The sequence below is a fragment of the Bacillus sp. lyk4-R2A-2 genome (assembly GCF_030209735.1).
GTDB classification, from domain to species: domain Bacteria; phylum Bacillota; class Bacilli; order Bacillales; family Bacillaceae; genus Bacillus; species Bacillus pumilus.
In genome coordinates this window covers 1-20,594 of record NZ_JARVRK010000003.1, presented here as the reverse complement: position 1 = coordinate 20,594, position 20,594 = coordinate 1, and the positions used below count along the sequence as shown (strand labels likewise).

Below are 20,594 nucleotides of genomic sequence, written 5' to 3'. Positions count from 1 at the left end.
TTTAAGCCTATTAAGCAAAATATACACATTGGCATTTTATAATGTTAACACAGCTAGGAAACTGCGTCAAACTTTTTTAGCTTTGATAATATAGTAGCCTTTTTTTTTCAATACAACTTCGACTTCTCCAAAGAGCTGTTCTAATTTCTCAATCGCAGATGGTCCGCCCTGCTTTTTCTGAATAACCACCCACAACTCACCTTCCGGCAATAAATGATCAGCACTTTTTTCAAAGATCGCATGTACAACTTTCTTCCCTGCCCGTATTGGGGGATTGGTCAGTATAGAGGCAAAAGCAGCTGATGAATGAACATTCGAGAACAAATCACTTTGATAGATGCGGACATTATCAACGCGATTATGTTTAGCGTTTTCCTTTGAAAGTTCGACTGCTCTTTCGTTCACATCAATCATATGAATGGTGCGGCTCGTCATTTCGTTTGCTAACGATAAGCCAATCGGTCCATAACCGCAACCGACATCTAAGATATCGCCATCCACGTCAGGTTCTTCAAAAGCTTCAATTAAAAGCCTTGAACCAAAGTCGACTTCTTTCTTAGAAAACACTCCACTGTCACTTGTAAAAGTAAAGGTACGGTTTCTCAAGGTGAAGTCCCATGTCTGTTTATTGCTTTTCACTGATGGCTTTTCCGTATAATAGTGGTCACTCATGGTGAATGGACCTCCTCTGGATTCAATCGTTTCAGGAGAATAGAAAAGAAAAAGCCCGCCAGTAAAAGCGAGCTTTCCCAAAAGATTAGGCGAAGATTACTTAACTTCTACAGAAGCGCCAACTTCTTCAAGCTTAGCTTTAAGTTCTTCAGCTTCTTCTTTAGCAATACCTTCTTTAAGTGGTTTTGGAGTGTTGTCAACAAGTTCTTTAGCTTCTTTCAAGCCAAGACCAGTGATTTCACGAACCACTTTGATAACTTTGATTTTTTGGTCTCCAGCACCAGCAAGTACTAGATCAAAATCAGTTTTCTCTTCAGCAGCGGCACCACCAGCTGCAGCTACAGCTACAGGAGCAGCAGCAGTTACGCCAAATTCTTCTTCGATTGCTTTTACTAAGTCGTTTAACTCAAGTACAGTTGCTTCTTTAACTGAAGCAATGATTTCTTCGATATTTAAAGCCATTTGTAATTCCTCCATTTTAAGTTTTTTACGTTAAGTACGCATTAAGCGCCTTGTTCTTCTTTTTGATCTGCAACTGCTTTAGTAGCAAGAGCAAGGTTACGAACTGGAGCTTGAAGAACGCTAAGCAACATAGATAGTAAGCCTTCGCGAGACGGAAGTTCCGCAAGAGCCTTCACTTCTTCTACAGTCGCTACGTTTCCTTCGATGACACCAGCTTTGATTTCTAAAGCTTCGTGGCTTTTCGCAAATTCGTTGATGATTTTCGCAGGTGCGATAACATCTTCGTTACTGAATGCGATAGCGTTTGGACCTGTTAAGAAATCGTTTAAACCTGTTAGTTCAACTTGTTCAACTGCACGGCGAGTCAAAGTGTTTTTGTAAACTTTGAATTCTACGCCAGCGTCACGAAGCTGTTTACGAAGTTCAGTCACTTCAGAAACTGAAAGACCGCGGTAATCTACAATGACAGTAGACATACTGTCTTTAAATTTAGAAGTAATTTCATCAACGACAACTTTTTTTGTATCGATTGCATTGCTCATGGTTACACCTCCTGTACATTGTTTGTGTAACACTTATACCGATCAGGCCATCACGTTCCTAACGAACGGTTCTCCATATAAAAAGCCTCCATTAAGACATGGAGGCTGTATATACAAGCATACGTTAACGTAAGACTGTGACATATACACCTCGGCGGGTTAATTAAGCCATAAGGCCCCTGCTGTCTACGGTATAAATGGACATATTCTATTTTACAACATTTTGATATTATCAAAATGATTGTGATAAGTCAAGATTTATTTTGCAGAGAAAGAAGATGGATCCACTTTCACGCCAGGGCCCATAGTAGATGTAACAGAAACGTTTTTCACGTATACACCTTTAGCCGCTGCAGGTTTTGCTTTAAGGATTGTGTCATAGATTGTTGCAAAGTTCTCAACAAGCTTTTCGTCCTCGAAAGAAACCTTTCCGATTGGCGCGTGGATGTTACCAGCTTTATCAACGCGGTATTCTACTTTACCAGCTTTGATTTCATTGATTGCTTTTTCTACTTCAAATGTAACAGTTCCTGTTTTAGGGTTTGGCATAAGACCTTTTGGTCCAAGTACACGACCGATCTTACCAACTTCACCCATCATGTCAGGTGTTGCAACGATTACATCGAAATCGAACCAGCCTTGTTGGATTTTAGTGATGTAATCAGAATCTCCAACGTAGTCTGCTCCAGCAGCTTCTGCTTCTTTTGCTTTTTCGCCTTTAGCGAACACAAGAACGCGTTGAGTTTTACCAGTTCCGTTAGGAAGTACAACTGCACCGCGGATTTGTTGGTCGTTTTTACGAGGGTCTACGCCCAAACGAAAAGCAACTTCTACAGTCGCATCAAATTTCGCTGTATTTGCTTTTTTTGTAAGAGAAACAGCTTCAGCTACATCATACGCTTTAGTACGTTCGATTAGCTTAGCAGCTTCTACATACTTTTTACCTTTTTTAGCCATTATAAAAATCCTCCTTATGTGGTTTTAGCGGAATAACCTCCCACGAATAAGGGTTGCGAACTTGTCAAAACCAAACTCGCAACCCAACAAGACAATAAATTAATCTTCGATGACAATACCCATACTGCGTGCAGTACCTTCAACCATGCGCATAGCTGATTCAACGCTAGCAGCGTTTAAGTCAGGCATTTTTGTTTCCGCGATTTCGCGTACTTTATCACGCTTAACAGTTGCCACTTTATTACGGTTAGGTTCACCAGAACCAGACTCAATACCAGCTGCTTTTTTAAGTAAAACTGCAGCAGGTGGAGTTTTAGTAATAAATGTAAATGAACGGTCTTCAAAAACCGAAATTTCAACAGGAATGATAAGACCAGCTTGGTCAGCTGTACGAGCATTAAACTCCTTACAGAATCCCATGATATTAACACCGGCTTGACCTAGTGCAGGTCCAACTGGTGGAGCTGGGTTAGCTTTTCCAGCAGGAATTTGCAATTTAACAACTTTAACTACTTTTTTAGCCACGAGACACACCTCCTTAAAGTCCGTGATGTGGTAATAGGGGAATCCCCCTCCCACTCAACAACTTCATTCTTTATATGAATGACGAAATAACTAGCTAGCGATCTTGAGCGAACTCAAGACGTACCTTTGCTATATTACCACTTCTATACACTCATTTCAAGCTCTTTTGAATTACAATTTATCGATCTGCGTGAACTCAAGTTCCACGGGTGTTTCTCTACCAAACATATTAACGAATACTTTGACTTTGCTTTTATCGTAATCAATCTCTTCGATAGAGCCTGTGAAGTTCGCAAATGGTCCGTCGATGACCTTGACTGTTTCTTTCAATTCAAAGTCGATTTCTGTTTTGCGTTCTTCAAGACCCATTCTCTTCAGAATGGTTTCAGCTTCGCCTGGCAAAAGCGCTGTCGGCTTTGAGCCTGATCCAGCTGATCCAACGAATCCTGTGACACCTGGTGTATTACGAACAACATACCAAGAGTCGTCAGTCATCACGATTTCCACTAGGACATAGCCAGGGAATACTTTCTTTTTGACAACTTTTTTCTTACCATTTTTAATATCTGTTTCTTCTTCTTCTGGTACAACAACGCGGAAGATCTTATCTTGCATGCCCATTGATTCAACACGCTTTTCCAAGTTCGCTTTTACTTTGTTTTCATAGCCAGAGTACGTATGCACAACATACCAATTCTTTTCCATTTCGTTCAGGACTATTTAGTCCTTCCCTCCCCACATTTCGTAATGTCTATTTGACGAATCTCGAGTACCGGTAAATATTTTCAAGCAATTGAAAAAACCCGTAAAACGGGTTTTTTGGCAAGTCATATTATGATCTATTATAGCACGTTCAGCAGACCATTATTCAAGTATTAATGAATTAATTCGATTAATTGTGAGATTCCTATATCAAGAAAAGAGAAAAAGATTGCAAAGAATACGACTGTTAAAATAACAGTGATTGTGTAACGAATCATTTCGTTTTTCTTTGGCCAGCTGACCTTCTTCATTTCTTTCCCGACACTTTTTAAGAAACTGATAATACGCATTGTAAAAGACCTCCACAGATTAAAGAACGCAAATCTTACTTCGTTTCTAAATGTGTTTTATGTGAATTACAAGTCTTGCAATATTTCTTAACTTCTAATCTTTCAGCTGCTGAAGCATCACTTTTCATTGTCGTATAATTGCGGCTTCCGCAGTCTTTACAGGCTAGAGTAATCTTTTTCCTCATATTTACACCTATTTTCTCGACATCATTTCCTTAGTACCTTATCACAGTGTCGAAAAAGCTGTCAATATAGGTTTGATTAGAGACTAATCTCGCGAAGCTCTAAATATTTCTCTAATTTTCTCTTTACTCTTTGGAGTGCGTTATCAATTGATTTCACATGACGGTTTAAATCTTCAGAAATCTCTTGATAGGATCTGCCATCAAGGTAAAGCACAAGAACCTTTCTTTCCAGCTCGCTTAGTAGTTCACCCATCTTCATTTCGATATCATCAAATTCTTCTTTGCTAATGATTAAATCTTCTGGGTTAAGCGCTTTAGCACCGGAAATGACGTCCAATAATGTTCTGTCTGATTCTTCATCATATATTGGCTTATCTAATGATACATAGGAATTTAACGGGATATGTTTTTGGCGAGTAGCTGTTTTAATTGCGGTGATAATTTGGCGGGTAATACATAATTCTGCAAAAGCCTTAAATGAAGTAAGCTTGTCCTCTCTGAAATCGCGGATAGACTTATAAAGTCCGATCATCCCCTCTTGAACAATGTCCTCTCGATCCGCTCCAATCAAGAAATAAGATCTTGCTTTTGCACGTACAAAATTGCGGTATTTCGTTATTAAGTAATCTAGCGCATCACTATCTCCGACATGAACCCTTTCAATGACTTGTTCATCTTCCAACTGGCAAAATTGCTCTCTGATGGATTTATCCTTGCTGTTGTTTAGATTCACTTCGATCCCCCCGACCGCACCTAGATAGAAATATTATACATTAATGGTTGAAATATCGTCAAGCTATTCTAGATTCCCACGCCGCCATTTTTCAAACGTTTTCAATACATCTTCTGACAATTCAATCTTGGATGCTGGTTTATCAGAAGTAATCTTTTTGACTCTCGTTTCAATCTTTCGTTCGATCACTTCAATCTCTCTTAAAAGCTCTCGAGCCGACTTTCGAAGAGCTCCTTGTCCAAAGATTGCCCATTGTTCTGTAAAGTCTGAGGTCGCCACATGAATCTGCGTCCGAATATTATTCAAATCCTGGGCAAGCTTTTCAATCCGTTCATCAGCTGTTTCATTCTCTCTCGTAAAGATGACCTCTACTCGGTGATTGATCCGCTTTTTTTCGATTCCTTTGACCATATGGGCATCGAATACGACAATGACTCGATACCCTGTGTATGCTTGATATTCTGCTAAATTTTGAATCAGTATGTCTCTGGCTTCTTCAAAGCTGTTTTCCTTTAAGTGCTGCAGCCGTGGCCAAGCACCTATCATGTTGTATCCATCGACTAAGAGGATGTCCATCTCTATTCTCCTAACGGATAACGTTTTCGATACACTTCATACATCAATAGACTAGCGGCAACTGACGCGTTTAACGAAGTGACCTTTCCGGCCATAGGCAGCTTAATCAGAAAATCACACTTTTCTTTGATCAATCGGCCAATCCCTTTTCCTTCACTGCCAATCACGAGAGCAAGCGGCATCGTGCCATCAAATTGTCTGTAATCCTGTTTGGCAGACGCATCTGTTCCCGCAACCCAGATTCCTCTTTCTTTCATCTCATCAAGAGCTCTTGAAAGGTTGGTGACTTTGGCAACAGGAATATGTTCAATTGCCCCAGTGGATGCTTTGGCAACGGTTGTCGTTAAGCCGACCGCTCTCCTTTTCGGAATCACAATCCCATGTGCACCTACAGCATCTGCTGTACGCATAATGGAACCTAAATTATGCGGGTCTTCAATTTCATCTAAGATAAGAAAAAATGGCTGTTCATTCCGCTGTTCAGCGATTTGATATAGATCGTCCAATTCTGCATATTCATATGCTGCTACTTGTGCAACGATTCCCTGGTGCTGACCTGTTACCATTTGATCAAGCTTTTTCCTCGGAACATACTGAATGGTGATATTTTGTTTTTTTGCGAGTTCAATGACCTGCTGGGCTTGTCCTTTTACAGTGTTTTCTGCCATCCAGAGCTTGTATAACTCCCGATCTGACTTCAGTGTTTCAATCACTGCATTTTTCCCAATCACATAATCATGTTGCTGACTCATTTGTCTTCCTCCCTGACGTTCCGATTTCAATCGCCTGACTAATCAGCTCTTCTAAGCGTTCGTCCTGCTTTTCAATAAATAAATAACCCATGAGCGCTTCAAACGCCGTACTATAACGATACGTTTGAACGTCTGTGTTTTTAGGCACTGTGCCTGATTTTGCATTTCTTCCTCTTTTCAGCACCGCTTCTTCTGCTTCAGTGAAAAAGCCTTGCTGCTGTAGCGTAAATAAAATAGCTGCCTGAGATTTAGCTGAAACAATTTTGCTTGCTCGTTTGTGCAGCTCATTTGGTTTTGTCGCTCCCGTTTGGAGGAGGTGATGCCTCACATAGACTTCAAAAATGGCATCACCCATGTAAGCAAGCGCAAGTCCGTTTAACTGTTTACCATCTTTCAGCTTTTCAAAATTCAACATGACCTATTCTCCTCTTTTCCAGCGAGTACCTTGAGGAGTGTCCTCCAATACAATATTCATTCTCTTTAACTGGTCACGAATTTGATCAGATAGCGCAAAATCACGATTTCTTCTAGCCTCATTGCGTTTTTCAATTAACGCTTCTACTTCTTCATCGAGCGTATGCTTTTCTTCTAAAGAGAATCCAAGAACAGACGTGATTTCTTGGAACAAGCCGATAAATGCCTTGATCACTTCCTCCGAAGTATGATCATTTTCCATATAATAATTCGCCTGTTTCGCAAGTTCGAATAAAACAGAGATCGCATTTGCCGTATTGAAGTCATCATTCATTTCAGAAATAAATGTCGCTCGCTGCTCTTCAACCTTCGCCAGCCATTCAGCATTGTCTTCTGTAATATTCGTGCTGCTCTCGAGGCGATGATGTAAATTGGCATACGACGTTTTGAGCCGGTTAAACGCACTCTTTGTACTCTCTAGTAAATCCATTGAGTAGTTAATTGGATGACGGTAGTGAACCGACAACATAAAGAAGCGAAGCACGTCAGGATCTTGTTCTTTCACAATGTCATGCACAAGCACAAAGTTGCCTAGTGATTTTGACATTTTTTCGTTCTCAATATTAATATATCCGTTATGCATCCAATACTTTGCAAAAGGTTTCCCTGTCAAAGCCTCAGATTGAGCGATTTCATTTTCATGGTGAGGGAAGGTTAAATCCTGTCCGCCAGCATGAATATCGATCGTATCACCTAAATATTTTTTAACCATGGCTGAGCATTCGATGTGCCAGCCTGGCCGTCCTTCGCCCCACGGGCTATCCCACGAGATTTCTTGATCCTTTGCAGCCTTCCATAAAGCAAAGTCCAGCGCATCTCGTTTCTTCTCACCTACACGAATACGGGCACCTGTCTTCAGTTCATCAATCGACTGGTGAGAAAGCTTTCCGTAGCCTTCAAATGAGCGTGTGCTGTAATACACGTCGCCATCAGCTTCATAGGCGTAGCCCTTTTCAATCAATGTCGCAATAAATGCAATGATATCATCCATATTTTCCGTCACTCGCGGGTGAAGGTCAGCTTTTTTGCAGCCTAGTGCACTGACGTCTTCAAAGTAGGCTTGAATAAAGCGGTCAGCAATCGTCGGGACATCTTCCCCGAGTTCATTGGCTGCTTTGATGAGTTTATCATCCACATCTGTAAAGTTTGAGACAAAGTTCACATCATAGCCGCTGTATTCTAAATACTTACGTACAGTGTCATAAACAATAGCAGGCCTTGCATTCCCGATATGAATGTAGTTATAAACGGTTGGTCCGCACACATACATCTTGACCTTTCCTGGCTCAAGCGGGACGAATTCTTCCTTCTTACGTGTCAATGTATTATAAATATTGATTGTCATGATTGTTCTTCCTTTCTGCTCAATGAAGCCAGCTCATCTTTTAGCTTTTCCATTTCTCGTTCCAATTCTTTGAAACGATCGGAAATTGGATCTGGCAAATCTTGATGATTGAGATCACGATTGATTTTCTTACCATTTTGAACGACGACTCGCCCAGGTATACCGACAACAGTAGAATGGTCGGGTACGTCCTTTAACACGACCGATCCCGCCCCAATCTTGGCTCCTTTTCCGACTGTAATGGAACCAAGCACCTTTGCACCTGTCGCAATGAGCGCATCGTCTAAAATGGTCGGGTGCCGCTTTCCCTTTTCTTTCCCTGTTCCCCCTAATGTCACGCCTTGGAAAACAGTGACGTTGTCTCCAATTTCACATGTCTCCCCAATCACCACTCCCATACCGTGGTCAATGAAGAAGCGCCTGCCAATGGTTGCCGCAGGGTGAATTTCAACCCCTGTGAAAAACCGGCTGACCTGAGAAATGATCCGCGCAAGAAAGTACAGCTTCCGCTTATAAAATGCATGCGCGATACGATGAGCCCAAATCGCATGAAGCCCTGAATAGGTTAGCACTACTTCAATATAGCTTCTAGCAGCAGGATCTTGATCAAACACAGTATCAATATCTTCTTTCAGCATTTTGAAAAACACATGCTCCCCCCGTTCTTCCCCATCAATCTCTCTTCGGACTTGCTCTCTTTTTTGACAAATAAAAAACGCCTCTGCCATATGACAGAGACGTTTTGAAAACGCGGTTCCACTCTGTTTAGAAAGCCCTCATTTCGCAGCCTTCTCAACTTAATCCCATAACGGAGGGTACCGCCCTTGCATACTAACGTACTCGTGTTCCTCAAGGGTCTTGAGGGTGCATTTCCAACGTCTGCCCATAAGTCTCTTTCAGCCGGTGAAGACTCTTTCTGTGATGGACGAAAACATTGTACTTCTCCCTCGCAACGATTTCCTTATATTTGTTTAATGCGGTTTAATACCGTTTCTTTACCTAGTAGTTCAATACTTTGCGGAAGTTCTGGGCCATGCGTTTGTCCTGTGACAGCCACACGAATTGGCATGAATAGTTTCTTGCCTTTATGCCCTGTTTCTTTTTGTACTGCTTTAATAGCAGCCTTGATTTCATCAGGTGTGAAAGATTCAAGTCGTTCAAGCTGACCAGCAAAAGATGCCATGACTTCTGGTACTTGCTCCTCTGCTAGAACTTCCTTTGCCTCTTGATTATACTCAATTTGCTCCTTAAAGAACAACTCTGTTAACTCAACAATTTCTGCTCCATAGCTTAATTGTTCATGATACAGAGCAATCAGCTTGCGTACCCACGTGTTTTCTTCGTCTGACAGCTGCTCGCTTACCTTGCCTGCCTTTTGAAGATGCGGAAGCGTTAACGCAACAACCTGATCAAGATCAAGTGCCTTCACGTATTGGTTATTCACCCATTTTAGTTTATGCATATCGAACAGAGCTGGTGACTTAGAAAGTCGGTTTACATCGAAAATGTCGATGAATTGCTCTTTTGTAAACAGTTCTTCTTCGCCCACTGGAGACCATCCAAGTAGTGCAATGAAGTTGAATAGGGCTTCTGGTAAATAGCCCAAGTTTTTATATTGCTCGATGAATTGAATAATGGATTCATCACGCTTGCTTAATTTCTTGCGGTTCTCGTTCACAATCAGCGTCATATGTCCGAATAGCGGAACATCCCAGCCGAATGCATTGAAGATCATGATTTGTTTAGGCGTATTCGAAATGTGATCCTCTCCGCGGAGAATGTGAGTCATTTTCATCAAATAATCATCCACTGCTACAGCGAAGTTATAAGTTGGCGTACCATCTTTCTTCACAATGACAAAGTCACCGATGCCGTCTGTCTCAAATGAAATATCGCCTTTGACCATGTCGTCAAATTTGATAATTTCTCCTTTTGGCACTCGGAAGCGGATGCTTGGCTCTCTTCCTTCAGCAATCAGCTTGTCCTCTTCTTCTTTTGATAAATGACTGCATTCACCAGAATATCGAGGCATTTCACTGCGGGCGATTTGTGCTTCACGCTCTTCCTCTAGCTCTTCAGCCGTACAATAGCACTTATACGCCAAGTCCTTCTCTAGCAGCTCATCATAATACTTTTTATAAATATCATTACGCTCTGATTGTCTGTAAGGGCCGTAGCCGCCATCTTTATCAATGCTCTCATCCCAATCAATACCGAGCCATTGCAGGTGGCGAAGCTGGCTTTCTTCTCCGCCCTCTACATTACGCTTTTGATCCGTATCTTCGATTCGAATAATAAATTTGCCGCCTTGACTGCGTGCGAACAAATAGTTGAAAAGAGCCGTTCTAGCATTCCCAATATGTAAATGACCAGTTGGACTCGGTGCATAACGAACACGCACTTCATTTCCCATGAGTTTAACTTCCTTTCATCTGCATCATGTTGTCTGACACCAATTTTTTATAAACGTATTTTATCATCAAATCCCATTCTCATCAAAATGAGTTTTACTTTTTCTGAAGAAGCACAGTTGCCTGAGAGGCAATTCCTTCGCCTCTTCCTGTAAATCCGAGTTTCTCTGTCGTTGTTGCTTTCACATTCACCTGTGTGACATCTGCCTCAAGCGCTTCTGCAATCTTCTCACACATCGGTTGAATGTAAGGTGCCATTTTGGGCTTTTGCGCCATGATGGTGCAATCAATATTCACAAGTGTGTAGCCTTTTTCCTTTACTAGTGCCCACACATGTTGCAGTAATTTAAAAGAATCCGCATCCTTAAACTCAGGATCTGTGTCTGGGAAATGTCTGCCGATATCTCCTTCAGCAATCGCACCTAGGCAGGCATCTGCCACTGTGTGAAGCAGTACATCAGCGTCTGAATGCCCAAGCAGCCCCTTTTCATAAGGGATGGTGACCCCGCCAATAATCAAAGGTCTTCCCTCTGTTAATTGATGTACATCAAAGCCTTGTCCTATTCTCAACATGATCTAGTACCCTCTTTCCGCATCCATAATTGCCTTGGCAACCAATAAATCATCCGGTGTCGTCAGCTTAATATTGGTGTAATCTCCTTGGACAATATACACGTTTTCACCATGTAATTGTTCCACAAGACTGGCGTCGTCTGTTCCAAGGAAACCGGTCCGCTCTGCATATTCATGCGCCTCTTTTAAAATAGAATGACGAAAAGCTTGTGGGGTCTGGACTGCCCACAAGCTTTGACGTTCAATGGTTTGTTCCACTTTGCCTTCTTGAACGCGTTTGATTGTGTCTTTCACTGGTACCGCTACAACTGCGGAGCCTTTTTCAATCGCTGCTTTAACGAGCAAGTCAATCTGTGTATGCTTAATAAAAGGCCTTGCCCCATCATGAACAAGCACGATGTCCGCATCTTTCACAGCCTTTAATCCTTCGTATACACTTTGCTGACGTTCTTCACCGCCAGTGACAAGTGAAACAGGCGTTTGAAAAGCGTGTACCTTGAGTAGCCTTTCAAAGTCTTGACGCTCCTCTTCATTGATCGCTAGGATCATGCGTTTGCATTGAGCATGAGCGTCAAACACCTTTAGTGTATGAATAATAACCGGCATTCTTTTCAGCTCAATAAAAAGCTTATTGCGGCCGGCCTTCATTCGTTTCCCCTGCCCCGCAGCCGGAATAACTACTTCATAATACATGTTCGTTCTCCCTTTAGAGCGCCTTCTCCAGAAGTTTTGGCTTCGCAAAAATCATTCTTCCAGCAGCAGTCTGCAGCACACTTGTGACGAGCACATCGATGTCTTTTCCAATGTAATTGCGTCCTTCTTCGACCACAATCATCGTACCGTCATCTAAGTAAGCAACACCTTGGTTATGCTCTTTCCCATCTTTAATGACCTGTACCTTCATTTCTTCCCCAGGCAGCACAACCGGTTTCACCGCATTGGCTAGATCATTGATGTTTAACACTGCTACTTTTTGAAGTTCGCATACTTTATTTAAATTAAAATCATTTGTCACAACAACACCTGAAGTTAATTTAGCGAGCTTCACAAGCTTGCTATCAACCTCTTGAATGTCTTCAAAGTCACCTTCGTAAATTTCAACTTTGATATCTAATTCTTTTTGAATACGATTTAAAATATCAAGACCTCTTCGGCCTCTATTTCTCTTTAATACATCAGAAGAGTCTGCAATATGCTGTAATTCCTCGAGCACAAATTGAGGAATGACCATGACGCCTTCTAAGAATCCAGTTTGACAAATATCTGCGATTCTTCCATCAATGATAACACTTGTGTCTAAAATTTTCAGCTTTTTATCTTCTATTTCAGGTTCATCATCGGCTGCTCCTTTTTTCTTGGTGACCTTTGCAGATCGGGAGAACAGCCCCATCATTTCATCCTTCTTCTTAAAGCCTACCTGAAATCCAAGGTATCCTAAAAAGAAAGCCAGGAAAATCGGAATAATGGTACCAAAAATATGATATGGGATATTGTTTAGCGGGATCACGTTTACAATAAGATATGCTAGAATAAGTCCAAATACTAATCCGAAACTTCCAGAAATAAGATCAGGAAGAGGCGCCTTTAATAGAGAATCCTCAATCCATTTCACCCAATTAACCACATAGCCTGTGCACCATTTGCCGATGATAAAGAACACAGCGGCTCCTATTAGTGCTGAAGAGTAAGCATTTGTTATGAAAGGTATGTCCTTTACATTTAACAGCAGAAATAACTCTGGAATGATAAAAATCCCTACAACTGCACCAAAAATGATAAAAAACGCCTGAACGACTCTTTTTAACATACCTTCACCTCCTTTATTTTTCATCTGTCAATCCACCCTCACCTGACATTGATATATGTTTAAGTTTCCTATCATAATCAATAGAAAACAAAAGCATCATTAATATACCCATATTCATCCATTTTTAACCGTGTTTAAGAAAAATTTCTCTTCTTACAGCTGTCGGTCGATATAATGTTTTTCTTGCAGCCTTTTTAATCCTTTTTTTATCTTTTTCGCTCTTACTTCTCCAATTCCTTCTACTTCATCCAAATCTTGTACATCCGCTTCCATAATTCGATCTAACACACCGAACGCTTCAACCACGTTTTCGACGATTGGCATAGGCAGTCTAGGGATTTTGTGAAGCAGTCTGTAGCCTCTTGTGTACACATATTCGTCAATATTTGTAGAAGCTGGATACCCAAGTAACTTGTACAGAATGGAGTCATCTAAAAGCTCAAAGCTCGACATATCTTGGAGCTGTTTAAGCAGAACATATGGATCTTTAATCTTTTCTTTCACATAATCTTTAATAAATAAAGCCGCTTCCTGCTCCATATCTGTAATCAATTCATTGACTTGCAGACGGATCAAATGCCCTTCTGTTCCGAGCTCTTTGATATACATATTGATTTCATTTTTGATTCTGAGCACCATCTCGTAACGATGGAGCACGGATAATACATCACCAAAGGTCACAAGCTCTTCAAATTCTAGGGCGCTTAGCGTAGAAATGGCGTGATCTAAAATGGTTTTATATTTCTCAAGTGTTTGTATCGCTTGGTTGGCCTTCGTTAAAATAAAGCCAATATCTTTCAGCGTATAACGACGATTCCCTTGGTATAAGGTAATGACGTTCCTCCGTTCAGATATCGCAATGATTAAGCAGCCTGTCTGCTTCGCTACACGTTCAGCTGTACGGTGCCTCATGCCCGTTTCCGATGAATGGATGGTTGCATCTGGCATGAGCTGTGTATTCGCATACAAGATCTTTTGACCAGAATCGCTTAAAATAATGGCCCCGTCCATCTTAGCCAATTCATATAAATGTGCTGGAGAGAAGGCAGAGTTAATATGAAACCCTCCATCTACAACACTCTTTACTTTGTCGTTATAACCAACAACAATAAGCCCGCCAGTATTTGCCCTCAGGACATTTTCAATCCCAGCCCGAAGAGGTGTCCCTGGTGCCACAAACTGTACGATATCTAAGAGATCGAGTTCTTTCGCTCCTTTTTTCTCTTTTTCCATTTCTATGATCCCCCTAGTGAAATTCGAAGTGCCTCCGCTACATTTTCTACACCGACTAACTCAATCCCTCTCGGCTTTTTCCATCCATCTATATTCGCCTGAGGAATAAACATTCGCTTAAATCCAAGTTTCGCAGCTTCCTGCACACGCTGTTCAATTCTTGATACTCTTCTGACTTCTCCCGTCAGACCGACCTCTCCTATAAAACAATCCGCTTGATGCGGCGCTGCGTCTTTAAAGCTTGATGCAATACTGACCGCAATGGCCAAGTCAATCGCCGGTTCGTCAAGCTTCACACCGCCTGCGACCTTTAAATACGCATCCTGGTTTTGCAGCAGCAGACCGACACGTTTTTCTAAAACCGCCATGAGCAGTGACACTCGATTATGATCAAGACCAGTGGCCATTCTACGCGGATTTCCGAAGCTTGTCGGTGAAATTAATGCTTGTATCTCGACAAGAACAGGTCTTGTTCCTTCCATTGAGGCAACAACACACGAACCAGATACACCTGCCGAACGTTCTTCTAAGAAAATTTCGGATGGGTTTAATACTTCCGTGAGCCCTTCCTCTCTCATTTCAAAAATCCCTAGTTCATTCGTCGAACCAAATCGATTTTTCACCGCACGCAAGATACGAAACGTATGATGACGCTCGCCTTCAAAATAAAGAACCGTGTCCACCATATGCTCTAAAAGGCGTGGACCTGCGATCGAGCCTTCTTTGGTCACGTGACCAACGATAAATATTGGAATCCCATTTGTCTTGGCAATTTTCATCAGCTGTGCTGTACATTCTCTCACTTGAGATACAGACCCAGGAGCTGACGTAATATCGCTTTGATAAACGGTTTGAATCGAATCCACCACGACAAAAGCGGGTTTCATCTCTTGTATAGCAGACGTTATATACTCCATATCGGTTTCAGCCAAAACATGTAAAGAGGTGCTTTTTATGCCAAGGCGGTCCGCTCTTAGCTTCGTTTGTTTAATGGACTCCTCACCAGATATGTATAATACATTCTGATTTTTGTCTGAGAGCTGTGCTGATACTTGTAATAATAATGTGGACTTCCCAATCCCAGGATCTCCGCCAATGAGAACAAGAGAGCCTTTGACAATTCCACTTCCTAATACTCGGTTAAATTCTTCTAAATTCGTTTTGATTCGGGGTTCATCAGATGTTTCAATTGCAGATATAGGTGAAGGTTTTTGAATGGTTTGAACAGAATGATTAAAAGCACTTCGACGGTTTGCCGGCTCTTTGCGAACGACCTCTTCTGTCATACTGTTCCACGTGCCGCAGCCTGGACATTTCCCCATCCATTTGGCTGACTCATAACCGCACGATTGGCATATAAATTTTGATTTTGTCTTAGCCATAGATTGAAGAATACAACTCCTTATACTGGTCAGAAATAAGTAAAGGGAGGCATACACCTGACTGGTATGCCTCACACTTTTTTCTTACTATATTAGTTCGTAGCAGCCGTCGTTTTTACGACAATTTCTCCATCTTCCACATCTAATACGATTTGTTGACCTTTTTCAATATTGCCCTTCAGAAGCTCCTCAGAAAGTCGATCTTCCACATGCTTTTGAATCGCTCTTCTTAACGGACGCGCACCGTACTCAAGGTCTACACCTTCGTCGGCAATCTTCGCTTTTGCTGCTTCTGTCAATTCGATTGAAAGGTCTTGTTCTTTTAATCGTTTCGTCAATTGATCAGACATGAGAGACACGATCTCTTTTAGATGTTTCTTTTCAAGAGAATGGAAGACAATGATTTCATCAATACGGTTGATGAATTCTGGTCTAAACGCACGTTTCAACTCGCCCATCACTTTGCCTTTCATATCCTTGTAATTTTGACCTTCATCCTGCACATTAAAGCCAACATATTTATTTCGCTTCAGTTCACTAGCTCCAACGTTGGATGTCATGATTAAAATCGTGTTTCTAAAGTCAACAGTACGCCCTTTAGAATCAGTCAGACGACCATCCTCTAACACTTGCAGTAAGATGTTGAATACATCTGGATGCGCCTTTTCAATCTCATCTAAAAGCACAACAGAATAAGGTTTTCTTCTCACTTTTTCAGTCAGTTGTCCGCCTTCTTCATAGCCAACATAGCCTGGAGGTGACCCAACAAGTCTAGATGTAGAGTGTTTCTCCATGTATTCAGACATATCGATACGGATCATCGCTTCTTCATCACCGAAAATAGACTCTGCGAGTGCTCTTGCAAGCTCCGTTTTACCAACTCCTGTTGGGCCTAAGAAGATAAATGAGCCGATTGGACGTTTTGGATCTTTTAAGCCAGCACGCGCACGTCTCACAGCTTTTGCTACAGCGACAACCGCTTCATCCTGCCCAATTACACGAGAATGGAGTAATTGTTCCATATTTAGAAGCTTATCTGTTTCGGTTTGGGCAATTTTTGAAACAGGCACTCCCGTCCAGCTAGAGACAACCATTGCGATATCATCCACTGATACCTCTGAATTCTCCTGACCTTGCTTTTCTTTCCAAGATTTCTTTGTGACTTCTACTTTTTCACGCAAACGCTGCTCTGTATCGCGAAGAGAAGCTGCTTTTTCAAATTCCTGACTTTGAACAGCCGCATCCTTTTCCTTGCGTACTTCATCTAGCTTTTGCTCTAGTTCTTTTAGGTTAGGCGGTGTTGTGAAAGAACGTAAGCGGACTTTCGACCCTGCCTCATCAATTAAATCAATCGCCTTATCTGGAAGGAAACGATCAGATATATAACGGTCAGATAACTTCACCGCCGCCTCAATCGCTTCATCTGTAATGGACACACGGTGATGTGCCTCATAACGATCTCGAAGTCCTCTTAAAATTTGAATACTTTCATCAACAGATGGCTGATCTACTTGAATTGGCTGGAAACGTCGTTCAAGCGCAGCATCCTTTTCAATATATTTACGGTACTCATCTAACGTTGTCGCCCCAATACATTGAAGCTCTCCACGTGCTAAGGATGGTTTGAGAATATTAGATGCGTCAATCGCACCCTCTGCTCCACCAGCACCAATCAATGTATGAAGCTCATCGATGAAGAGAATGATATTTCCTGCCTGACGAATTTCGTCCATGACTTTTTTCAAGCGATCCTCAAATTCACCACGATATTTCGTTCCCGCTACAACAGTTCCCATATCAAGCGTCATCACTCGTTTATCGCGCAGGATTTCAGGCACTTCATTATGAATAATTTGCTGTGCCAGACCTTCAGCAATGGCTGTTTTACCAACACCAGGCTCACCAATCAGCACAGGGTTATTCTTTGTTCTTCTGCTTAAAACCTCGATGACACGCTGAATTTCTTTGCTTCGTCCAATGACAGGGTCCAAGCTATCTTCTTTCGCAATCGCTGTTAAATCTCTTGCCAAGCTATCTAATGTTGGTGTATTTGCATTGCTGTTAGAGCCAGCGGCAGATGCACCTGTTTCATTGCTGCCAAGCAGCTGCAGGACTTGCTGACGTGCTTTATTTAAGCTCACTCCGAGGTTATTTAACACGCGGGCAGCTACACCCTCTCCCTCGCGAATAAGACCTAATAGAATATGTTCTGTCCCTACATAGGAATGACCTAGCTTTCTTGCTTCATCCATTGAAAGCTCAGTGACCTTCTTCGCTCTAGGCGTATAATGAGGAATAGCTTGAGACACCTCTTGCCCTCTTCCAATCAAGCTTTCGACTTCTTTTTGGATTTTATCTGAAACAAGGCCCAGTGCTTCTAACGCTTTTGCGGCGATGCCCTCACCCTCACGAACTAGACCAAGTAAAATGTGTTCAGTACCAATGTTCTTATGGCCTAGGCGAATGGCTTCTTCTTGTGCAAGTGCTAATACCTTTTGAGCTCTTTCAGTGAATCTTCCAAACATCATATCGTTTCATCCTCCTGTCCATTCCTATGCATTTCTAAACGCAGCCTTTCTCTAATAATCGCTGCTCGTTTTATATCTCGTTCATTTGGCTCCAGAGCTCCTCCTGAATATTGTTGAAGAAAGCCAGGCTGTGTCAAAATCATGAGTTCATTCAGTATATTACTTGAAAGCCCCTTAATGATACCTAAATCAATTCCAAGGCGCACATCTGACAAACACTTTGCTGTTTCCTTTGATTCAATCATACGACAATTGGACAAAATCCCTAACGAACGATACACTCTGTCCTCAAGTTCAATTTTAGATGTTTGATATAACGCTTTTCGTGCAGATCGCTCTTGTTCAATGAGCTGAGCGGTCACACTATTTAAATCATCTACAATGTCTTCTTCTGATTGACCAAGTGTCATTTGATTTGAAATTTGAAAGATGTTCCCTATTGCTTCGCTGCCTTCACCATAAATTCCTCTGACTACAAGACCTAATTGATTAATCGCCGGAATAATCCGATTCATTTGTCTTGTGAGAGCTAAAGCTGGTAAATGCATCATGACCGAAGCCCTAATACCTGTACCTACATTGGTTGGACAGCTAGTTAAGTATCCTCGCTTTTCAGAAAACGCATAATCCACTTGCTCTTCAATCCAATCATCTATCTGGTTAGCCGCTTTCAGTGCATTGGCTAGTTGGAATCCTGGGAATAAGCATTGGATCCGAATATGGTCTTCTTCATTCAGCATCACACTGATTTCTTCATTTTCAGAAAGCAAACAACCGCCAAATCTTGATTCTGCTAAGTTTGGGCTAATCAAATGCTTTTCAACAAGTACCCTCTTTGCTAAAGGCTGTGTTTCATTCATTCGAATTAGAACAAAGTTTCCGATGTCCTTCACTTCCTGGCTAGCAAACTTTTGCTCGAATTGCTGGAGAACAGCTTCAGCCTCTTCCTGAGAAAACTGAGTTGGGAAACGAACATGCTCTAGATTGCGCGCTAGCCTGATTCGACTGCTTAGAACAATGTCACTTTCTGGTCCTTTTTGTTTCATCCATTGACTTAAAGCGTCTTGAATAAAATGCTGGAGCGACATGTTGTTAATCTCCCTCCCTCTGCTGAGATTGCTCATGCTCTAATGCACGAATTTGATCTCGAACTTCCGCTGCTTTTTCAAACTCTTCTTGTTCAATTAACTGCTTTAGCTCTTGCTGCATCAACTCAAGTTTCCGACGCACATGAAGACTACCGGCAATCCGTTTAGGCACTTTTCCATGATGGACTGTATTTCCACTATGGACTTTCCGTAAAACAGGGTTTAGATACTGATCAAATGAACGATAGCATTCTGCACAGCCAAAACGGCCTGTTTTTCTGAATTGTTGAAAGGTTAAGCCACATTTAGGACATTGATCCACTTCTCTCGCTTCTTGAAAAATGGATGATCCCTTATTCGCACTTGTGGTAAAGCTAGGATCAATATTCAGTAAGCCTGATAATAGGTTGTGAATCGAGAAACCTTGGTTTCCACTCATAGCATATGAATCACTGTTTTCTTTTGCACATTGTTCACATATGTGCATTTCCTGTTTTTCTCCATTTATAACTTTCGTAAAGTGAAAAGTGGCTGGTCTCTCATTGCATTCTTGACAAATCAATCTTTTCACCCGCTTTACTTTAATTTCAAAGCATTTAACATCGCTTTCATCATCCGAGCCCGTAATTCATCCCGTTCAGGTAAATCAATGTGCAAAACAGAACGGTCCATGACACTGATCATCATCTTTGCTTCTCTTTCAGATAAAATGTTATTTTCGACAAGACGCATGATGATATGATCAGAGGCAGCCTGTGATAAACGATGATATATTTGGGAAATAATATTGTTCAATAAGTCGACTTCATCATTCATTTTGACTTTAATGATGCGGATATAGCCACCGCCGCCACGCTTACTTTCAACGATATAGCCTCTCTCGCTCGTAAAGCGTGTATTGATAACATAGTTAATTTGTGAAGGTACGCATTGAAACTTATCTGCAATTTCATTGCGCTTAATTTCTAATATTTCTCGACCATTCTGATCCAAGACTTCTTTCAAATACTGTTCGATGATATCAGAAATATTTTGTGCCACTCCGCCTCCTCCTCCATTGACTTTGACTATATTTGACTTTAATCTTACTATAAATTTTTTCGGTCGATTTTTCAAGATAATCGCTCAACTAAGAATATTATTTCCACATTTATATGGTGTCAAACCTCTCAAAAACACAAAAAAGACCAGTTCCGTTCAAAAAAACAAAAAAGACCAGTTCCGTATGGAACTGATCCTTAGAAAAGCTTGGCGGCGTCCTACTCTCACAGGGGGAGACCCCCAACTACCATCGGCG

At 41.5% G+C, this 20,594-nt stretch carries 24 protein-coding genes and 2 other annotated features; all 24 genes read right to left on the bottom strand.

The window, feature by feature from the left end; genetic code table 11:
• Positions 1 to 66: 66 nt before the first annotated feature.
• Entirely contained in the window at positions 67 to 672 is a 606-nt protein-coding gene (locus tag QRN39_RS02410; RefSeq protein WP_034620762.1) for a class I SAM-dependent methyltransferase, read from the bottom strand.
• A 96-nt stretch (positions 673 to 768) separates the two neighbouring features.
• On the bottom strand, positions 769 to 1,134 hold the full coding sequence (gene rplL / locus QRN39_RS02405) for a 50S ribosomal protein L7/L12 (RefSeq protein ID WP_003216952.1): 366 nt from the start codon (positions 1,132 to 1,134) through the stop codon (positions 769 to 771).
• Between the two features lie 41 nt (positions 1,135 to 1,175).
• Positions 1,176 to 1,676 carry a 50S ribosomal protein L10 gene (gene rplJ / locus QRN39_RS02400; protein ID WP_003217048.1) on the bottom strand — a complete coding sequence of 167 codons (501 nt, stop codon included), beginning with the start codon at positions 1,674 to 1,676 and terminating at the stop codon, positions 1,176 to 1,178.
• Between the two features lie 69 nt (positions 1,677 to 1,745).
• Positions 1,746 to 1,886, bottom strand: a sequence feature (ribosomal protein L10 leader region).
• 48 nt (positions 1,887 to 1,934) lie between these two features.
• The gene (rplA, locus tag QRN39_RS02395) at positions 1,935 to 2,633 is read right to left on the bottom strand and encodes a 50S ribosomal protein L1 (protein WP_003217271.1); all 699 of its coding nucleotides are present in this window, start codon (positions 2,631 to 2,633) and stop codon (positions 1,935 to 1,937) included.
• A gap of 99 nt (positions 2,634 to 2,732) precedes the next feature.
• The gene (gene rplK, locus QRN39_RS02390) at positions 2,733 to 3,158 is read right to left on the bottom strand and encodes a 50S ribosomal protein L11 (RefSeq protein ID WP_003216956.1); all 426 of its coding nucleotides are present in this window, start codon (positions 3,156 to 3,158) and stop codon (positions 2,733 to 2,735) included.
• A gap of 171 nt (positions 3,159 to 3,329) precedes the next feature.
• On the bottom strand, positions 3,330 to 3,863 hold the full coding sequence (nusG, locus tag QRN39_RS02385; RefSeq protein WP_003217197.1) for a transcription termination/antitermination protein NusG: 534 nt from the start codon (positions 3,861 to 3,863) through the stop codon (positions 3,330 to 3,332).
• Positions 3,864 to 4,033: 170 nt separating this feature from the next.
• Positions 4,034 to 4,210 carry a preprotein translocase subunit SecE gene (gene secE, locus QRN39_RS02380; RefSeq protein WP_003216942.1) on the bottom strand — a complete coding sequence of 59 codons (177 nt, stop codon included), beginning with the start codon at positions 4,208 to 4,210 and terminating at the stop codon, positions 4,034 to 4,036.
• Positions 4,211 to 4,245: 35 nt separating this feature from the next.
• A complete protein-coding gene (rpmG, locus tag QRN39_RS02375; protein ID WP_012008694.1) occupies positions 4,246 to 4,395 on the bottom strand; it encodes a 50S ribosomal protein L33 in 150 nt (49 codons plus the stop codon).
• 76 nt (positions 4,396 to 4,471) lie between these two features.
• Positions 4,472 to 5,128 (bottom strand): RNA polymerase sporulation sigma factor SigH, encoded by a 657-nt coding sequence (gene sigH / locus QRN39_RS02370; RefSeq protein WP_003217132.1) that lies wholly within the window; start codon positions 5,126 to 5,128, stop codon positions 4,472 to 4,474.
• A gap of 63 nt (positions 5,129 to 5,191) precedes the next feature.
• Positions 5,192 to 5,704: a ribosome-dependent mRNA decay endonuclease Rae1/YacP gene (gene rae1 / locus QRN39_RS02365; protein ID WP_003216949.1), complete on the bottom strand. Its 513-nt coding sequence runs from the start codon at positions 5,702 to 5,704 to the stop codon at positions 5,192 to 5,194.
• Positions 5,705 to 5,706: 2 nt separating this feature from the next.
• Positions 5,707 to 6,456, bottom strand: coding sequence for a 23S rRNA (guanosine(2251)-2'-O)-methyltransferase RlmB (gene rlmB, locus QRN39_RS02360; protein ID WP_003217141.1), 750 nt, complete (start codon positions 6,454 to 6,456; stop codon positions 5,707 to 5,709).
• Positions 6,440 to 6,871 (bottom strand): Mini-ribonuclease 3, encoded by a 432-nt coding sequence (locus QRN39_RS02355; protein WP_003217007.1) that lies wholly within the window; start codon positions 6,869 to 6,871, stop codon positions 6,440 to 6,442. Before QRN39_RS02355 ends, rlmB begins: the two co-directional genes overlap by 17 nt.
• A 3-nt stretch (positions 6,872 to 6,874) precedes the next feature.
• On the bottom strand, positions 6,875 to 8,275 hold the full coding sequence (gene cysS, locus QRN39_RS02350) for a cysteine--tRNA ligase (RefSeq protein WP_284906147.1): 1,401 nt from the start codon (positions 8,273 to 8,275) through the stop codon (positions 6,875 to 6,877).
• The gene (cysE, locus tag QRN39_RS02345; protein ID WP_475647800.1) at positions 8,272 to 9,003 is read right to left on the bottom strand and encodes a serine O-acetyltransferase; all 732 of its coding nucleotides are present in this window, start codon (positions 9,001 to 9,003) and stop codon (positions 8,272 to 8,274) included. The genes cysS and cysE overlap by 4 nt, the downstream gene beginning before the upstream one ends.
• 2 nt (positions 9,004 to 9,005) lie before the next feature.
• Positions 9,006 to 9,237: a binding site (T-box leader), on the bottom strand.
• On the bottom strand, positions 9,237 to 10,688 hold the full coding sequence (gene gltX / locus QRN39_RS02340) for a glutamate--tRNA ligase (protein WP_284906144.1): 1,452 nt from the start codon (positions 10,686 to 10,688) through the stop codon (positions 9,237 to 9,239). (Overlaps the previous feature by 1 nt.)
• 94 nt (positions 10,689 to 10,782) lie before the next feature.
• Positions 10,783 to 11,259, bottom strand: coding sequence for a 2-C-methyl-D-erythritol 2,4-cyclodiphosphate synthase (gene ispF / locus QRN39_RS02335; RefSeq protein ID WP_003216928.1), 477 nt, complete (start codon positions 11,257 to 11,259; stop codon positions 10,783 to 10,785).
• A gap of 3 nt (positions 11,260 to 11,262) precedes the next feature.
• Positions 11,263 to 11,952, bottom strand: coding sequence for a 2-C-methyl-D-erythritol 4-phosphate cytidylyltransferase (ispD, locus tag QRN39_RS02330; RefSeq protein ID WP_003217158.1), 690 nt, complete (start codon positions 11,950 to 11,952; stop codon positions 11,263 to 11,265).
• A 13-nt stretch (positions 11,953 to 11,965) separates the two neighbouring features.
• Positions 11,966 to 13,066 (bottom strand): PIN/TRAM domain-containing protein, encoded by a 1,101-nt coding sequence (locus QRN39_RS02325; protein WP_284906143.1) that lies wholly within the window; start codon positions 13,064 to 13,066, stop codon positions 11,966 to 11,968.
• Positions 13,067 to 13,219: 153 nt separating this feature from the next.
• Positions 13,220 to 14,299, bottom strand: coding sequence for a DNA integrity scanning diadenylate cyclase DisA (gene disA, locus QRN39_RS02320; RefSeq protein WP_284906141.1), 1,080 nt, complete (start codon positions 14,297 to 14,299; stop codon positions 13,220 to 13,222).
• Positions 14,300 to 14,301: 2 nt separating this feature from the next.
• Positions 14,302 to 15,681 (bottom strand): DNA repair protein RadA, encoded by a 1,380-nt coding sequence (gene radA / locus QRN39_RS02315; RefSeq protein ID WP_034620767.1) that lies wholly within the window; start codon positions 15,679 to 15,681, stop codon positions 14,302 to 14,304.
• 92 nt (positions 15,682 to 15,773) lie between these two features.
• Positions 15,774 to 18,209: an ATP-dependent protease ATP-binding subunit ClpC gene (clpC, locus tag QRN39_RS02310; RefSeq protein ID WP_003216969.1), complete on the bottom strand. Its 2,436-nt coding sequence runs from the start codon at positions 18,207 to 18,209 to the stop codon at positions 15,774 to 15,776.
• A complete protein-coding gene (gene mcsB / locus QRN39_RS02305) occupies positions 18,206 to 19,297 on the bottom strand; it encodes a protein-arginine kinase McsB (RefSeq protein WP_003217181.1) in 1,092 nt (363 codons plus the stop codon). The genes clpC and mcsB overlap by 4 nt, the downstream gene beginning before the upstream one ends.
• A gap of 4 nt (positions 19,298 to 19,301) precedes the next feature.
• On the bottom strand, positions 19,302 to 19,859 hold the full coding sequence (mcsA, locus tag QRN39_RS02300; RefSeq protein ID WP_034620770.1) for a protein-arginine kinase activator protein McsA: 558 nt from the start codon (positions 19,857 to 19,859) through the stop codon (positions 19,302 to 19,304).
• Between the two features lie 14 nt (positions 19,860 to 19,873).
• The gene (locus QRN39_RS02295; protein WP_003217184.1) at positions 19,874 to 20,338 is read right to left on the bottom strand and encodes a CtsR family transcriptional regulator; all 465 of its coding nucleotides are present in this window, start codon (positions 20,336 to 20,338) and stop codon (positions 19,874 to 19,876) included.
• Between the last annotated feature and the right edge of the window lie 256 nt (positions 20,339 to 20,594).

Coding starts and splice junctions, on each gene's coding strand:
- QRN39_RS02410 (WP_034620762.1), bottom strand. CDS start 672: ATGAGTGACCACTATTATACGGAAAAGCCATCAGTGAAAAGCAATAAA.
- rplL (WP_003216952.1), bottom strand. CDS start 1,134: ATGGCTTTAAATATCGAAGAAATCATTGCTTCAGTTAAAGAAGCAACT.
- rplJ (WP_003217048.1), bottom strand. CDS start 1,676: ATGAGCAATGCAATCGATACAAAAAAAGTTGTCGTTGATGAAATTACT.
- rplA (WP_003217271.1), bottom strand. CDS start 2,633: ATGGCTAAAAAAGGTAAAAAGTATGTAGAAGCTGCTAAGCTAATCGAA.
- nusG (WP_003217197.1), bottom strand. CDS start 3,863: ATGGAAAAGAATTGGTATGTTGTGCATACGTACTCTGGCTATGAAAAC.
- secE (WP_003216942.1), bottom strand. CDS start 4,210: ATGCGTATTATCAGTTTCTTAAAAAGTGTCGGGAAAGAAATGAAGAAG.
- rpmG (WP_012008694.1), bottom strand. CDS start 4,395: ATGAGGAAAAAGATTACTCTAGCCTGTAAAGACTGCGGAAGCCGCAAT.
- rae1 (WP_003216949.1), bottom strand. CDS start 5,704: ATGGACATCCTCTTAGTCGATGGATACAACATGATAGGTGCTTGGCCA.
- rlmB (WP_003217141.1), bottom strand. CDS start 6,456: ATGAGTCAGCAACATGATTATGTGATTGGGAAAAATGCAGTGATTGAA.
- QRN39_RS02355 (WP_003217007.1), bottom strand. CDS start 6,871: ATGTTGAATTTTGAAAAGCTGAAAGATGGTAAACAGTTAAACGGACTT.
- cysS (WP_284906147.1), bottom strand. CDS start 8,275: ATGACAATCAATATTTATAATACATTGACACGTAAGAAGGAAGAATTC.
- cysE (WP_475647800.1), bottom strand. CDS start 9,003: ATGGCAGAGGCGTTTTTTATTTGTCAAAAAAGAGAGCAAGTCCGAAGA.
- gltX (WP_284906144.1), bottom strand. CDS start 10,688: ATGGGAAATGAAGTGCGTGTTCGTTATGCACCGAGTCCAACTGGTCAT.
- ispF (WP_003216928.1), bottom strand. CDS start 11,259: ATGTTGAGAATAGGACAAGGCTTTGATGTACATCAATTAACAGAGGGA.
- ispD (WP_003217158.1), bottom strand. CDS start 11,952: ATGTATTATGAAGTAGTTATTCCGGCTGCGGGGCAGGGGAAACGAATG.
- QRN39_RS02325 (WP_284906143.1), bottom strand. CDS start 13,066: ATGTTAAAAAGAGTCGTTCAGGCGTTTTTTATCATTTTTGGTGCAGTT.
- disA (WP_284906141.1), bottom strand. CDS start 14,299: ATGGAAAAAGAGAAAAAAGGAGCGAAAGAACTCGATCTCTTAGATATC.
- radA (WP_034620767.1), bottom strand. CDS start 15,681: ATGGCTAAGACAAAATCAAAATTTATATGCCAATCGTGCGGTTATGAG.
- clpC (WP_003216969.1), bottom strand. CDS start 18,209: ATGATGTTTGGAAGATTCACTGAAAGAGCTCAAAAGGTATTAGCACTT.
- mcsB (WP_003217181.1), bottom strand. CDS start 19,297: ATGTCGCTCCAGCATTTTATTCAAGACGCTTTAAGTCAATGGATGAAA.